This is a genomic window from Flavobacterium sp. GCM10023249 (genome assembly GCF_042653365.1).
Lineage (GTDB): Bacteria > Bacteroidota > Bacteroidia > Flavobacteriales > Flavobacteriaceae > Flavobacterium.
Window position 1 is genome coordinate 54,531 of sequence record NZ_JBHSHZ010000006.1, and the last position, 16,339, is coordinate 70,869.

The 16,339-nt window shown below is 37.2% G+C and carries 12 protein-coding genes; 1 reads left to right on the forward strand and 11 read right to left on the reverse strand.

The features are described 5' to 3' along the window. Positions 1–57: 57 nt before the first annotated feature. Positions 58–1,089 (reverse strand): alpha/beta fold hydrolase, encoded by a 1,032-nt coding sequence (locus tag ACFO7M_RS01915; RefSeq protein WP_379733732.1) that lies wholly within the window; start codon positions 1,087–1,089, stop codon positions 58–60. A 664-nt stretch (positions 1,090–1,753) separates the two neighbouring features. Between ACFO7M_RS01915 and ACFO7M_RS01920 the strand changes: the two genes are divergently transcribed. Next, entirely contained in the window at positions 1,754–2,701 is a 948-nt protein-coding gene (locus ACFO7M_RS01920; RefSeq protein WP_379733734.1) for a hypothetical protein, read from the forward strand. 88 nt (positions 2,702–2,789) lie between these two features. On the opposite strand, the gene ACFO7M_RS01925 is transcribed toward ACFO7M_RS01920, so the two are convergent. The 10 genes from ACFO7M_RS01925 to ACFO7M_RS01970 all read right to left on the reverse strand — a co-directional run bounded on the left by ACFO7M_RS01925 (position 2,790) and on the right by ACFO7M_RS01970 (position 16,073). After that, a complete protein-coding gene (locus ACFO7M_RS01925; RefSeq protein ID WP_379718805.1) occupies positions 2,790–4,244 on the reverse strand; it encodes a TSUP family transporter in 1,455 nt (484 codons plus the stop codon). Between the two features lie 67 nt (positions 4,245–4,311). Next, positions 4,312–6,885, reverse strand: coding sequence for a TonB-dependent receptor (locus ACFO7M_RS01930; RefSeq protein WP_379733736.1), 2,574 nt, complete (start codon positions 6,883–6,885; stop codon positions 4,312–4,314). A 132-nt stretch (positions 6,886–7,017) separates the two neighbouring features. After that, positions 7,018–8,661, reverse strand: a complete 1,644-nt coding sequence (locus ACFO7M_RS01935) for an NADPH-dependent assimilatory sulfite reductase hemoprotein subunit (RefSeq protein ID WP_379718799.1) — start codon at positions 8,659–8,661, stop codon at positions 7,018–7,020. 18 nt (positions 8,662–8,679) lie between these two features. After that, a complete protein-coding gene (locus tag ACFO7M_RS01940) occupies positions 8,680–10,374 on the reverse strand; it encodes a diflavin oxidoreductase (RefSeq protein WP_379718796.1) in 1,695 nt (564 codons plus the stop codon). After that, on the reverse strand, positions 10,364–11,185 hold the full coding sequence (cobA, locus tag ACFO7M_RS01945) for a uroporphyrinogen-III C-methyltransferase (protein WP_379733738.1): 822 nt from the start codon (positions 11,183–11,185) through the stop codon (positions 10,364–10,366). The genes ACFO7M_RS01940 and cobA overlap by 11 nt, the downstream gene beginning before the upstream one ends. 111 nt (positions 11,186–11,296) lie before the next feature. Next, positions 11,297–12,208 (reverse strand): cysteine synthase A, encoded by a 912-nt coding sequence (cysK, locus tag ACFO7M_RS01950; protein WP_379733740.1) that lies wholly within the window; start codon positions 12,206–12,208, stop codon positions 11,297–11,299. A gap of 82 nt (positions 12,209–12,290) precedes the next feature. Continuing rightward, the gene (gene epsC / locus ACFO7M_RS01955) at positions 12,291–13,106 is read right to left on the reverse strand and encodes a serine O-acetyltransferase EpsC (protein ID WP_379718787.1); all 816 of its coding nucleotides are present in this window, start codon (positions 13,104–13,106) and stop codon (positions 12,291–12,293) included. 1 nt (position 13,107) lies between these two features. Beyond that, the gene (locus ACFO7M_RS01960) at positions 13,108–14,340 is read right to left on the reverse strand and encodes a sulfate adenylyltransferase subunit 1 (protein ID WP_379733742.1); all 1,233 of its coding nucleotides are present in this window, start codon (positions 14,338–14,340) and stop codon (positions 13,108–13,110) included. Positions 14,341–14,441: 101 nt separating this feature from the next. After that, positions 14,442–15,347: a sulfate adenylyltransferase subunit CysD gene (gene cysD, locus ACFO7M_RS01965; RefSeq protein ID WP_379733744.1), complete on the reverse strand. Its 906-nt coding sequence runs from the start codon at positions 15,345–15,347 to the stop codon at positions 14,442–14,444. Between the two features lie 33 nt (positions 15,348–15,380). Next, the gene (locus ACFO7M_RS01970; RefSeq protein WP_379733746.1) at positions 15,381–16,073 is read right to left on the reverse strand and encodes a phosphoadenylyl-sulfate reductase; all 693 of its coding nucleotides are present in this window, start codon (positions 16,071–16,073) and stop codon (positions 15,381–15,383) included. Positions 16,074–16,339 lie beyond the last annotated feature (266 nt).

Consider the following 16,339-nt stretch of genomic DNA (forward strand, 5'->3'; position numbering starts at 1 on the left):
TGTTTTAAATAGCCGGTAAATCAAAAAAAATGAACTTACCGGCTTATTGTGTTGTGTTTAGTTATTGTGTATTGTAAAAATGGATTTTAAAATAGCATTGAGCTGTTCGTATTCAATCAAAAAAGCGTCGTGCCCATGAATCGATTCAATTTCTGAATACTGAACCTTATCATTTACGGATCGCATTAATTGATAAGCATTTTGGTTTTCATCTGGCGTAAAAAAACAATCGGTTGTAATCGCTATTTGATGAATTACTGCATTCGTATTTTGTGCAAAAAACAATAAATCTTGCTTGTCGATATCCTGACCGATAGTTTTCAAAAGATGATTCATCAACTTATAAGATGACAGTGAAAAACGATTTTCTAATTGCTTTCCATGATGCAACAACCATGATTCCACCTGATACAAACCTTCATTATGACTTGTCTTGAATTTAGCCTGAAATGATTGTGGCGTTCGATATAACAACATTGCATGCAAACGTGCATCGTGTATTGGTTGCTTGGAATTATTCAGAATTTGATCCTGGACTAAAACATTTGCAATTAACCAATCTGTTGCTTTATAATTTGTCGCTATGGGTATAATGTACTCAATGGCTTGCGGTTTCAAAAATCCCATTTCCCAAGCAATCGCTCCACCCAAACTTCCTCCTATAACTGCATAAAGCTTTTCTATACCAATGTATTTCAATCCTTCCCAGAACAAATTTGCAATGGTTTTTGTTGTAAAATCTTTATAATTAACTAGTAAATTTTCTCTTTTTCCATCAAATCCGTTTCCAGGAATATTAAAACAGATTATGGTAAATTTTTCGGTATCTATAACTTCATTCTCACCAATCAAACTTTTCCACCATCCATTTTCACCCGCCACGTTGGAGTTGCCTGTCAAAGCATGATTAACCAACACCACTGGAGCCGTTCCTATCGGTTGACCAAAAATTTGGTAGGTAAGTTCAATTCCACCATTCACAATTTCCGATTTAAGCACGTAACTTTCATCTATGTAACACAAATCTCCCATACTTTTTTTTAAAAGACTGCCTTCGGGAGTAAAACCAAAGACAGTCTTAACAAACAAAAAACAAAATTATAGAGCTGTAATCATGAGATTACGGAACTTAGAATTCAAAAAAAAACCTCTGTTTTTAAGCAGAGGTTATATTGACATTTTATATAAAACAATTATGCAATAGAATCCTCTGCGGCATACAGCCACATCATGATTGTCATATAACACATTGTTGTTTTCATACCTAATTATTTACAGGGCAAATGTAGAATTATTTTCTAATTAAAAAAATATAATAGATTATTTTTCTAAATTTTACTTAAAAAATAATAATTTTAAGAATAATATTCTAAATTAACTCGTTTCAAACTAAAATAATTCTAATAATAATCCTTTTTACGTAATATTCTCTTTTACAACTTTCTTATCCTATTATGTTGACTTAAAAAATCACTCTTAAAAACCTATTCTGTGGCTCAATGTTATCGACAGGTTTTACAACAGTTGAATTTAGCTATTAGTTCCTCCAAAAAAATTAACCCAAATAAAAAGGGGTATATTTAGACAAAAAAGTTCTACAAATTGACTGTCTGAAAATCATTCATGGTTTTTTAGCTTGGTAACAATAAAACAAGCATTCAAAATAAAAAAAGTCAATTAATTCATTTTAAGGCTGTTTATTAATTATTTTGTAGTATTTTTATTACAATCAAATTTTTAAACAAAAAACAAAATGAAAACAAAATTGGTAAATGCCCTTAAGGCGTTAGTAGTGCTTTCTGCATTACTTCTGAACGGTTGTCAAGATGACAACAACTATTCGGCTCAAGAAATTTCTGTCGAAAAACAATTAATTGAAGGTTTAAAAGAAAAATTAACACCTGTAACCTCCCAAGAATTACCCGAGGCTGTTCAAAATCAGTTGAATCTCTCAAAAGCCAACCTTACTCGTTATCTAAACGACGAACTACAAATTACTGAAGTAGAAGTATTAGGAAAGATTTCCAATGCCGAAGGAATAACAACGGCACAAAGTGTTATTTCAAATGAGGAAAGCACAATCGCTTTTGGTAATATAAAAGATAAAAAATCAGTTGTTGTTGGAAAAATGAAAAAAATTCATTCTGGTAATGAATTAGCAACAACTAAAAAAAATATCAGCGAACAAATTAGTAAAGAAATACAATTGGAGGACAACCTACTAAAATTAACTTGGACAAGAAATGGCCAAAATTATACATCACTTTGTGTGTATAGAAACTCAGGAATCATTTGGGACAACATCTTAACCGGGTTAATTATGATGGATACTGAAGGAAAAGTGGAAACTTCCAACAATTCACAAGCAAAAATTACATCTAAATGGTACAAACAATGGTGGACAGCAAGCTGGCTTTGGGGTTCAGACAGAGGTGAAGTTGGTTATCAAATTACTATTTACTACACTGGATCAACCGTTTCTAACACAGATGTTAGCGACTGGGGCTATATGTCATTAGGATCAGCAAGAAGTGAAAGCAAAGTAACTAAAGAAACTGGCGCTTATGGTCAATGCCGATATGCTTTAGGTCTATGTACACCAACAGGTTCATTAAGCTTTAGCTACAGTTCTTTTTCGGTATCTTTTTCTGGACTAGGTAGTAACATTGTGAGTAACGGAAACAAATCACTATATCCTTGATTTATTTTAAACAAAATACGAAAAACTCCTGAGTATATACTCAGAAGTTTTTTATTAAATCGATGTAGCAATAATCTATCGTAAAAAACTACACAATTTTAAATAATGTTCTTACACTAAATACTATGACTAGAAAAGCCACTAATAATAATGCCGTTTTTTGAGGTAATTTACCCGCCAGCTTAGCTCCAATAGGCGCCGCAACCGAACCACCCAAAATCAACCCTAATATGATATACCAATGACTAATACCTAGCGATGCAAAAAAAGTAATGGAAGCAGCGAGTGTTACAAAAAACTCAGCCAAACTAACGGTCCCGATAACATAGCTAGATTTTCTCCCTTTAGCTAATAAAGTAGATGTCACAATCGGACCCCAACCGCCTCCACCAAATGCATCAAAAAAACCTCCATAAAAACCTAAAAAACCCGTATTTTTTAAAGGCTTTCTTTCGATTTTTTTTCTAAATGCCAGAATGATTAAACGAATTCCAATCAACAAAGTATAGCTCGCCAATAATCCATAAGTAATCGCTTCATATTTGTTTCCTAAATAAATCAACAACAAAGCACCAACTACCGCTCCGATTACACCAGGAATGGCTATCCAGAAAAACAACTTCTTGTTGACATTTCCAAATTTATAATGTGAAAAACCACTAATTCCACTGGAAAACATTTCGGCAGTATGAATACTTCCGCTAATTGCTGGCAATTTAATACCGAGTAACATCATACTTGTAGAACAAGTGACTCCATAACCTAAACCTAAAGCGCCATCTACCAGTTGCGCAAAAAAACCAACCAACAACATTCCAAAGAAAACATTGGGTATTTGATTAAAATAAGACGCTGCCTCATCGAACGTGATAAACTTCGAAACACCAAAACCAACAAAGAAAACCATAAACAGCAATGTAATCTCTAGAACCATTTTCTGATATTTCTTGGCCGCCTTCTTTTCCTTTTTTTTAGGTGATAGACTTTCAGTCACTTTATTTAAATCGGCCAATTTCTGACCAAAATCACCTTTATGTTCTTTTCGGTATAAATTCAATTGTTCAATACTATTATCAATTCCGTCTGGAATTACATCGGTAAAATATTCGCGCATTCTTTTGGCCAAAACCGGTGATTTGCCATTCGTAGAGATAGCAATTTTTAGCGCACCTTTATTCACGATCGACCCCAAATAAAAATCGCACAAATCCGGTTGATCTGCAGCATTCACTTTAATGCCTTTGCCTTTTGCTAGATCTCGAATCCTAACATTCAACTCAGGCACATCGGTAGCGATGATCACAAAGTCTTTCTCCTCGATATCCGTTTTTTCAAAAGGTCGTTGCAATAGTTCTACATTATCATTTTGGCTTCCAATTTCAAGCACTTCCGGATGAAAATAAGTGGCTACAATTGTGATTCTGACATTAGGATTTTGTCGCAACAAGGTTTCTGTCTTTTCAAGACCTACGTTTCCACCACCCACAATCAAAAAGTGAGCAGTTTCGGTTTTCAAGAATACAGGAAAAAGAGTGTTCGTCATTTTTAAAATCTATTATTGTTTGACAAATAATTGTCGAATTATTATTACTTCTACGCTTATTTAAATCTTATTCCAAAATATACTTCAACGTAATTCCATAAGTTCTAGGATCTCCCAAAACTCCGGCATAATGACCGGCATTACCAGCACCTGGCAACAACTGTTCATAGTAATCCTTGTTCAAAAGGTTTCGTGCCCAAACCGATACAGACAAACCATCTTGTGCTCTGAAACCGAATCTCCCATTGAAGAGTGAATACCCTTCAACATTCAAATACTTCGAAGGTGAAGGACTTGAAGAAAATCCGGATCTGAAATAAGAATCCAACGCTACAAAAAAACGGCCCTCCTTTTTAAGGAATTTCGCTTCTGTAGCATATTCAGAACCCAATGCACCCGACCATTTTGAAATTCCAGGAAGTTTTCCTCCTGAAACATCTTTAAAAGCTTGAGCCGAACCAGTTTCTTCCAAAGGAACTGGAGCATTTGTAAAAGAAACATACTTCCCATCAGTGTAAGATAAACTTCCCGTAAGGTTGATATTCTGCAACACTCTGACATTCCCTTCTAATTCTACACCTCTTACTCTAACCTTTTCCGCATTTGAGAGATACCCTCTATTTACTCCTAATTCTGCAGTCTGCACCTGTGTTTGATAATCCTTAATATTGGTATTATAAATTGTAACATTGAATCTTGAATTTACCATCGGATTTGTTTTTACACCTATTTCAAAGTGCTCCACTTCTTCTGGCTTGATAATAGCCAAATCGGTCAGCACCTCACCATTAGCTGTTGGCAATCCTCCTAAATTCACACCCACCGGTTTGAAACTCCTAGCGTAAGTAGCGAATGAATTCACATTCTCCTGAAACTTATAAACAACCGTTAATTGACCCGAATAATTACTATCGGAAACATTCGCATTAAATGCCTGATCAGAATACACCAACTTTTTTAAAGCTATCAAGTTAGGATCGCTCGTTTCAAGTCCGCCATACGTTTTCCTATTAAAATCAACTTCCTTTTCATCATAATTATAACGCAATCCTGGTAACACATGCAAATTTGACGTCAAAGCCCAATCCAATTGCCCGAAAATAGCCCCGCTAAACGTTTTTAATTTTGATTTTGTTCTGATTCCGTAACCTTCAAACAATCCGGGTGTTTCCCAATCCGAACTTGTGGTACTTTGTGAGAATCGCCATTGCGCATCTCCGGATTCTTCAATATGAAACGGATCTGATTTCAAATCCTGTCCGATGGCATACACTCCAAAAACTGTAGAAATCTTTTCAGACAAATTACCCGCATAGCGCAATTCTTGCGACAACTGTTGATGAACCGATGTTGCCTGAGATTTTCTCAATACGGACAATCCTGTAAAATCTCTATCATTGGAAGGATCCCAGTTCCAGTAACGCCAAGCGGTTGTCGAAGTTAATTTCCCTTCACCAATTTCACGTTCCACATTTAAGGAAACACCGCCTAAATCGTTATTGGATCTCCACGGCGTGTCGTGATCAATTTTTCTATCAAAGGCATTTAACGAAGGTAATTCGTACCCTAAATCCGCAATAATCTGATTGAACTGTCTGTAGGCGGCACGTTGTGTAGTTACCACTCCAGCAATAACCTGAGCATACCCATCCGGTCTTTGACGAGAAAAATCGGCTGATAACAAAAATTCTGTTTTTTCATTCGAAGCATACAATAATTGACCTTTAACCCCAAGGTTATTGATATCATTTACATACTTTCCGGTTCTGACATTTTCGATTACACCATCGCGTTGTGTTCCAGAAAAAGACAATCTCCCTGCCAATTTATCAAACAAGGTACCATTAATTGAACTCTTCGCTTGTATGTAACCATAATTACCGTAGCTAACTTCTGCAGTGGTTGAAGCATTGAAATTAGGCTTTTTCGTGGTTATATTAAAAGCACCCGCGGTTGTGTTTTTACCAAAAAGGGTTCCTTGAGGACCGCGCAATACTTCAATTCTCTCAATATCAATAAAGTCTAAGGTAGTTGCTGCCGGGCGCGCAAAATAAACTCCATCCACATAAAAACCTACTCCGGGATCAATACCATCATTCGTCAATCCGAAAGTAGAACCCAATCCACGGATATTCAAAGTCGTATTTCTTGGGTTAGAAGAATACAACTGTACCGATGGCACTAATTCTTTCACTCTGTTAACATTGAACGACCCCGATTCCTCCACTTGTTTGGCACTTACAACAGCAATCGGAATTGGTACTTTCTGCACTACTTCCTTTCTTCTTCTGGAAGTCACCATCACTTCCACCAATTGATTGGCTTCCGATTCCAATTCGATTATTAAATTAGCCTGATACGATGGCACTTCAACTTCTTTTGGTTCATATCCAACATTTGATACGATTAAAATTAGTGGAAACCGCAACTCTGAATTGATTACAAATTTTCCTTCAGCATCTGCAATAACAGAAACATTGGTTCCTTTAACTGCAATAGTTGTATTCGAAATAACGGTTTGCCCTAACTTATCCAAAACAACACCTGAAACTTGGGATAAATTATCCTGCGCATAAGACAACTGACTGAAAACAATCAGAAAAAAAACAATTGATTTTATATACTTTTTACTATTTTTCATTTTAATTATTATAGGTGATTTATATGTTTTAATTGCATCAGCTGAATCAGCAACAGCAACCACATAAAACCATCATCACATAATTTTGATTCAAAAAATAAGTCCTTCGTTTTTCGTTACTATTTGGTATCATTATTTTAAAATTGTACGGTAAGCATAGTCTCCGAAAGTTTCTGATTCCAGTTTTTCTTGAACATATCTTCCCAATAAAACATCTACTTCTTCTAGAATTTGAGCTTCTGTTTGTTTCTCTTTATAAATTTTGTTTAATCGTTCTCCGAATCGGTCGCCGCCCAACATAAAATTATATTGCTCCGGTCCGGTTCCCACGAAACCTAATTCGGCTACATACGGACGACCACAACCGTTAGGACATCCCGTCATACGAATAGTGATTTCATCATTGGTTAAATTGTGTTTTTCCAATAACGGTTCAATTTTGGTAACCAATTCCGGCAGATAACGCTGTGCTTCGGCCAAGGCCAGCGGACATGTAGGTAACGCCACACACGCCATCGAATTTTTACGCAAAGCACTTACTTGTTTTTCGATATCATGCTGCTGCAATAAGGCTTCAATGGTTGCTTTATCACTATTTTCAATCTCGCCTAAAATCAGATTTTGATTGCCTGAAAAGATGAAATTATTGATTTTCAATTGTGCTAAATCATACAAAAACTGTTTCTGATACGGCTTCACCACTCCATGTTCTACAAAAAGTGTATAAAACCATTTTCCTTGATGATTCTGTTCCCAACCAAAACGGTCACTTCTTTCCGTAAACTGATAAGCTCTTTCCGGCTCCAATTCAAATCCGATTCGGCTTTCCAATTCCTTTTTAAAACCTTCCACAGTCAGTTTATCAACGGTATATTTCAAACGGGATAATTTTCTATCGACTCTATTTCCGAAATCACGTTGCACCGTTAAGATTTCATACACTGCCTTTAATGTTTTTTCTTCTGTATCTGTAAATCCGATGATACTTCCCAAGCGTGAATAGGTATTCGGATTACCGTGCGTAGTTGCCAATCCGCCTCCCACAGCGATATTAAATCCTTTCAAAACATCATTTTCGATAATAGCGATCAATCCGATATCGTTGGTAAAGACATCCACATCATTACTTGGCGGGATAGCGATACCGATTTTGAATTTTCTTGGCAAATAGCGATCTTCATATAATGGATCGGCCTCAGAGGAACGCTCATATATCTTCTCACCATCAATAAACACTTCATAATACGATTGTGTTTTAGGCAAAAGCAAAGTCGAAATCTTGTCGGCGTATTCATAAATCTGTTGATGAATGGGCGAAATTTGCGGGTGCGAACTCACAATCACATTTCGATTCACATCACCACACGCAGCAATCGAATCCAGTTTTGCTGTATTAAAAGCTTGGATAGTTGGACGCAACTGATGCTTCAACAAACCATGCAACTGAACTGTTTGTCGCGTTGTGATTTTCAAAGTTCCGGTTCCGTATTGTTCTGAAATTTCATGTGTTGCCAACCATTGATCGGCAGAAATCACTCCTCCAGGAATACGCAAACGAATCATAAAGGAATACAATTTATCCAATTTCTTTGCGGCTCTTTCGGCACGACGATCACGGTCATCCTGTACATACATCCCATGGAATTTTACCAGGGTTTCATCATCCGGACGTACATTACCCGTATGATTATCCAAATCGATACTTTCCTTCAAAGTACCTCGAAGACCGTCACTTTTGGTCTTTATATATTCTACTGCTGATAATTTCTCGCTCATTTTTCTAGTAATGACTTATTAATACACGTCTTTTTGATATTTTCCGTTATTTTCCAATGTTTCCAAAACTTGTTTGGCTTCTTCTGCCGAGATATTACGCTCGTTTGCAATCACTTCCAGAATAGCTTGCTCAACATCCTGACTCATAGGACTTTTTTGGCCGCAGATGTAAATACTCGCACCGTTTTCCAACCAATCATTGAATTCTTTTGATTTCTCACGGATACGATCCTGCACATAAATTTTACGCTCCTGATCTCTTGAAAAAGCGGTATCCAACTTGGTCAACACACCGGTAGTCAGCCATTCCTGAATTTCGGTTTGGTAATAGAAATCCAATACGAAATGCTGCTCTCCGAAAAACAACCAATTTTTACCTTCGGCTCCGGTTACATCACGATGCGCCAGAAAACTTCTGAACGGTGCGATACCTGTTCCCGGACCGATAAGAATAATATCGGTTTCTTCATTCGGTAATCTGAAATTCTGGTTTTTATGGATATAGAATTCCAACTCTTGGTTTAATGGAAAATCGGCCAGAAACTGCGAAGCCAATCCTGTTTTAGTGTCTTCACCCACTTGAAACGTATTCAAATTCACCGTTAAATGCACCTGACCGTCATGTGCTTCGGCTGAAGATGAAATCGAATACAAACGCGGAGCGATAGGCAATAAAATATCGATTAATGTTTCAATTTTCAATGCCTCCGGTTTTGGATTTTGTTTTAAAATATCAATCAAATCTGCTTTTTCCAAAGTGATTGCTACTCCGAACAAATTTCCGATTTGCTCCAATGAACGTTTACTCAATCCTTTGATATTTCGTTCCAACAACCATTTTTCGGCTGTTGCTATTTGTTCTTTTATACTAATTTCTTTTCCTGCTTCGGTTCCGAAATAATCCAAAATGAATTGAACATCTTCAGAAGAATTCTTTGGCACTACTCCCAACGCATCCCCCGGCTCATAAGCTACCTCATCTTCTGATGTGATTTCAATATGATAGGTTTGCTTGTTGGAACCGGTATCGTTCAAAATCACTTTGTGACTAATCACTCCGGTATAATTTTTTTTATGAGAAACTGACGGCTCAGATTTAACTACGACCGGCTCAGCGGTTTGATTTTGAAAAACTTTCTTTAGATCGGATTCCCAATTAATAACAGCATCAGCATAATCTACATCGGCCTTGACTAACGGCAATAAACGTTTTGCTCCTTTTTCGGCTAATACTTCATCCAATAAAAGTCCGGCATTACAGAATAACGGATACGAAGAATCACCCAAACCTAGCACGGCAAATGAAACTTTACTTAAATTAGCTTCCGAAGCTTTTAGTTTTTCATAGAACGCCACAGCATTTTGCGGAAACTCCCCTTCACCTTGTGTACTCATAATAAACAAAACCAAGCTTTCTTTTTCCAGTTTTGTAGTATCGAATTGAAAAACATCCACTGCTTTGGCCTGAATCTTATCCTTTTTAAAAGAAGCTAGTAAAGTAGACGCTACTTTTTTAGAATTTCCGGTTTCGGTTCCATAAATAATTAGCGGTTTCAAAGCCACCGGCACGGTTGTCGGCACAACAGGCAAGCTACCGCCCAAACGGCTGTGATCCAGAAATCCAGCCAGGTAACCCTTGGTCCAGATAATTTCTTCGTTAGATGCATTTTGCACCAACTGTTGCAATAAACTTAATTTAGTATCAGATAGCATTTTGATAAATTATTTTGTGGTTATCGAAATAAGATTCTGTGGTATTTTTCTCTGCAAACCACTGAAATTGATCATGCAGATTGACTACTTTGCCAATAATCAATAAAGTCGGTACATATTCGAATTCAGGTAAAGGCTGTTGTTGGATTTCCTCAAAAGAAAACACTCTGGTCTTCTGGTCAGGAGTAGTGGCTTGTTGTACCACAGCAATTCCTTTTGTTGTATCAATTTTATGAGTTAAAAGCTGTTGAGTCAAAGCATCCAATCGCTGACCGCTCATATAAAACACCAAGGTATCTTCGGTTGTTGCCCAATCATTCCATTGATGAGGAGCGACTGTATTCAAATCATACAAAGTCAGAAAACGAACACCCCGTGAATAGTCTCTCGCTGTTAATGGAATTCCGGTATAAGCTGCTGCTCCAAATGCTGCAGAGATTCCTGGTATGATTTCATACTCAATTTTATTGGCTACTAAAACCTTTAGTTCATCCAAAACATTTGAAAACAAAGTAGAATCTCCTCCTTTTAATCGGAGCACCAATTTCCCTTGTTTTGCAAAAAGAACGATTAATTCATTGATATCCTGTTGAGGTGTCCAAACTCCTTTTGAACACTGTTTGCCCACATACACAATTTCGGCATCTTTACGAGCATATTCCTCTATTAATACTGGTGAAACCAATCGATCTGTTAAAACCACATCAGCTTTTTGAAGATATTTCAGCGCTTTGAGACTAATCAAATCCGGATCTCCCGGACCAGCACCAGCCAGTATCACTTTTCCTGTATTTTTAAGTATCTTTTTCATTCGTTTTTATTCTTTTTAATTGGGGCATTTCATTTCGAAACAGCATAGATTCTCCCGCCCCGTTCAAAAAAACAAGGTAAAATCTTACTTAGTAAACAATCTGATTATTCTTTAAAAGAGTCCTTCTATAGAAAGATAACGTTCACCGGTATCATAATTAAAGGTCAATACTTTGGCATCATCCGGAAGTGTAGCCACTTTCTTAGCAACCGCAGCCAAAGAAGCTCCTGTAGAAATACCTACTAAAATCCCTTCCTGTTTTGCAATAGCACGTGTATATTCAAAAGCTTCTTCTTTACTAACCTGAATAACCTCATCAATTAAATTTCCTTGGTAAATTTCAGGGATGAATCCAGCACCAATACCTTGAATTGGGTGAGGTGACGGAGCACCGCCACTCAAAACCGGAGACAATTCCGGTTCAACAGCAATCACTTTCACATTAGGGAACTTCTCTTTAACTACAGAGGCAACTCCAGTAATATGACCTCCTGTACCTACACCGGTAATGATGTAATCCAATCCATCAGGGAAATCGGCTAAAATTTCCTGAGCCGTTGTTCTTTGGTGTACTTCTACATTCGCCTGATTGGCAAACTGGGATGGCGACCAAGCATTTGGAGTTTGGCTAACCAATTCGTTGGCACGCTCGATAGCACCTTTCATCCCTTTTTCGCGTGGTGTCAGGTCAAATTCAGCACCATAAATTTCCATCAGTTTTCTTCGTTCTATACTCATCGATTCGGGCATTACCAAAACCACTTTGTATCCTTTTACTGCTGCAACTAAAGCCAATCCAATTCCAGTATTTCCAGAAGTTGGTTCAATAATGACACTTTCAGGTTTTAAAATCCCCTTTGCTTCAGCATCTTCGATCATTGCCAAAGCAATACGATCTTTGATACTGTTTCCTGGATTCGTTCGTTCCAACTTAATCCAAATATTTCTATTGGCACCATACAAACTGTTGATTTTTACAACAGGGGTATTCCCTATAGTTTCTAAAATATTATTTGCTTTCATTTCGTTATGTGTTTATTAATTAGTTGTGCTCTATGCTGTCGCCATTCAGGCTCGAGTCATGTGTTGTATTTTTTAATTTTTATTAGATTACGTAATTCAAAGCTTCCGGGAATTCACTTTTCTGTTTGATTTCGATTTCGCTTTTATGGTAAACAAGTGAACCTTGAGGAACCGAATGCGTTAACCAAACATTACCTCCTATTACTGAATTCTCACCAATTACCGTATTTCCACCCAAAATGGTAGCATTGGCATAAATGGTTACATTACTTTCAATCGTAGGATGCCTTTTAACGGAAACATTATTTTTTGAAACCGATAAAGCACCCAAGGTTACACCTTGATAAATTTTAACATTCTTGCCAATTCTTGCTGTTTCGCCAATTACGATTCCGGTGCCGTGATCGATAAAGAAATTCTCACCGATTTCAGCACCGGGATGAATATCGATTCCAGTGCGACCGTGAACGTATTCTGAAATTACTCTTGGTATGATTGGGATATTCAATTTCCAAAAAACATTGGCAACTCGATACGCTGTGATTGCAAAAAATCCAGGATAGGCAATCAAAACTTCTTCTTTCGATTTCGCCGCCGGATCAAAATTGACAATCGTTTCCAAATCATTGGACAAAACATAATGCAAAGATTCAATCTGGTCAAAAAAATAATTGGAAAACACTACGATCTGATTGGTATCGTCCGTTACTTTGGCTAAAATATCCTGAAGCTTCAATTGAATCAGCTTTTCCCTATTCTGAAAAAATCGATAGCTGTTGTATTCCTGGTCAATATCAAATAACCAGTTAAAAAGTTCGTCAACCCAGTTTTCAATCTGGATTTTATTGATTGGACTTTTTGTCCGCTCTTGATTTCTAGAATATATAGTGTATGACATCTTATAAAAACATTAAGGCTCCAACTGTTGTATAACTAGTTTCATCGATCAGGATTGCATTTCCTGATTTAGGGTTCGTATCAAAAGCATCGTAAAACAAAGGCTGGTTGGTTTTCAGGCTGATTTGTGCGATGTCATTCAATCGTATTTCCGTCTCTTCCGTAAATTCCCAATCGTTGATATTCCATTTTTGGTCAACCGACTGAATTTTTACTCTTACATTTTTAAATCGGTGTTGTAACAAATAGGTTTTCCCTAATTGAAAAGGCTGGGTATCCAACCATGAAACCCATGATTTGATTTCATTCGATTCAGTAGGCAATTTATCCGACAACACAATCGTATCTCCACGACTGATATCCACGTCTTTTTCGAAATGCAATACCACATTATCTCCTGCAGATGCTTCCGAAACTTCCTCAAGATTGCGTTCTATTTTTACAATTTTGGTTTCAATTCTTGCAGGAAGAATGGTAACTATATCGCCTACTTTATAAGTTCCGCTCAAGACCAAACCGGCATAGCCTCTGTAATCATGATTTTTCTCATCCTTCGGGCGGATTACCCATTGCACCTGAAATCGGGAAGCCAAATTTTCGGTCGTTGTTAATTCAACCGATTCTAAAGTTTCCAATAACGCCTTTCCTTTGTACCACGGCGTATTGTCTGATTTCTTCACAATGTTATCGCCTACCAAAGCGCTTACTGGGATATACGTCACTTCATCGTACTTCAATTCTTTTTTAATGGTGTCAAAATCGGATTGAATTTGGTTGAAGGTACTTTCCGAATAGTTCAGTAAATCTATTTTATTGACTGCAATAATGGCTTTTTTGATACCCATCAGCGAACCAATACTAGCGTGACGTTTCGTTTGTTCGGTAATTCCTTTTCGTGCATCTACTAAAATGATAATCAAATCCGAATTGGAGGCTCCCGTAATCATGTTTCGGGTATATTGTTCATGTCCTGGCGCATCAGCAATGATGAATTTTCTCTTCTTCGTTGAAAAGTACTTGTAGGCAACATCAATAGTAATTCCTTGCTCACGCTCGGCTCTTAATCCATCGGTAATCAAAGACAAATCGATGTCTACTCCTTCCTGTTTCGTTTGCTTTTGCAAAACGCCTAATTGGTCTGTATGTATACTGTCGGAATCGTAAAGCAATCGTCCAATCAAAGTACTTTTGCCGTCATCTACGTTTCCTGCTGTTATAAATCGTAATGTATTCATTTTGAGTTATGAATTATAAGTTATGAATGATGAGTTATGGTTTCTAATTCACACAACTCTTTTCTCTTGCTTCTTTTCTCTTGCTTCTTTTCTCTTGCTTCTTAAAAATACCCTTGTTTTTTTCGATCCTCCATGGCTGCTTCCGATAATTGATCATCCAATCGGGTTTGACCTCTTTCACTGATTCGAGTTTGGATGATGTCATCAATGATATCCTGAATCGTTTCTGCATCAGAAGGAACAGCTGCGGTGCACGTCATATCTCCAACAGTTCTGTAACGTACTTTTTCTACCACCACCGTATCGCCTTCCAATGGTTGGATAAACTGTGACGTTGCTACTAATTTATCCTGATGCACAATACACTCTCTTTCGTGAGCGAAATACAGACTCGGCAATTCGATATTGTATTTTTGAATATAGTTCCATACGTCCAATTCGGTCCAGTTACTAATCGGAAACACACGAACATTATGGCCTTTATGAACTTTCCCATTTAGAATATCCCATAATTCTGGGCGTTGTAATTTGGGATCCCACTGTCCGAAATCATCACGTACCGAAAAGATACGCTCCTTGGCTCTTGCTTTTTCCTCATCTCGACGTGCGCCACCGATGCAGGCATCAAATTCATTTTCCTGAATAGTATCCAGTAAAGAATACGTTTGTAAAGCATTGCGAGAAGGGAATCGACCTGCAGTTTCTTTCAAATTGTATTTTTTTATACTGTCTTCCACATTACCTACAATCAGTTTTTCACCTATTTCGTTAACCAATTTATCACGGAATGCAATGGCTTCAGGGAAGTTATGTCCGGTATCGATGTGTACCAACGGAAAAGGAAATTTCCCTGGACGAAATGCTTTCAATGCCAAATGCACTAAAACAATCGAATCTTTTCCGCCCGAAAACAATAAAGCGGGTTTCTCAAACTGTGCTGCCGTTTCACGAAGTATATAAATCGCTTCGTTTTCTAATTGTTCTAAATAATCGTTAGTATGACTCATGTGCTATTTCTTATTGCCAAAGGCGTTCTATCTTTATTTGTGTAATCCGCATTCTTTTTTTGATTGATCTTCCCACCACCAGCGACCTGCTCTAAAATCTTCTCCAGGTTGTACTGCTCGGGTACACGGAGCACAACCAATACTGATAAAATTCTGATCGTGTAATGTATTGTAAGGCACCCCTTTTTGCTGTAAATAATGAACCACATCTTCAGTACTCCAGTGCAACAACGGATGGTATTTGTACAATTGATTTTGCTCGTCCCATTCTATCATTTCCAAACCATTGCGGTTGTCCGATTGTTGTGCTCGCAAACCTGTAATCCAAATTTTAGCGTCTTTCAATGCTTTTTTTAGTGGCACCACTTTTCGAATGCTACAGCACTCCTTGCGAAGTGCTACAGAATTATAAAATCCATTGATCCCGTTTGCATTCACATAGGTTTCCAACTCATCAGTATCGGGATAATAAACACGGATAGGCTGATTATACTGTAAGAGGGTTTTATCCCAAACTGCATACGTTTCAGGAAACAGTCTTCCGGTATCCAATGTAAATGCTTCCACATTTTTCAAATTCTGTCCGAATATAGCATGACTAATCACCTGATCCTCGATACCGAAACTGGTCGAAAACACAATTCTTCCCTCAAAATTTTCGGAAAGAAATCGCAATCCCTCTTCCAGATTTTCTTTTTGCGCTAATTGTTCTAAAAAAATATTCATTTGTTTTTGTTTGTTGTTGTAAAAAAAAAGTCCTTTTGGAACTATTACCAAAAGGACTTTGCAGTTGAACTATAACTAAATTAAGTCTTTTCTATAGGGTAATAGCGAATCTGAGCGCTTTTACAGCACTTCTTGCAACAGCAAGCACACATTCTATAAGTTACACTATTTCCCATTTCATTTATTTTTATAATCGTATTGAAACAAAAAAACCTCTGCTGTCGGCAGAGGTTTTAAATATGTATTGTTTGACAAGTTTATGCAAT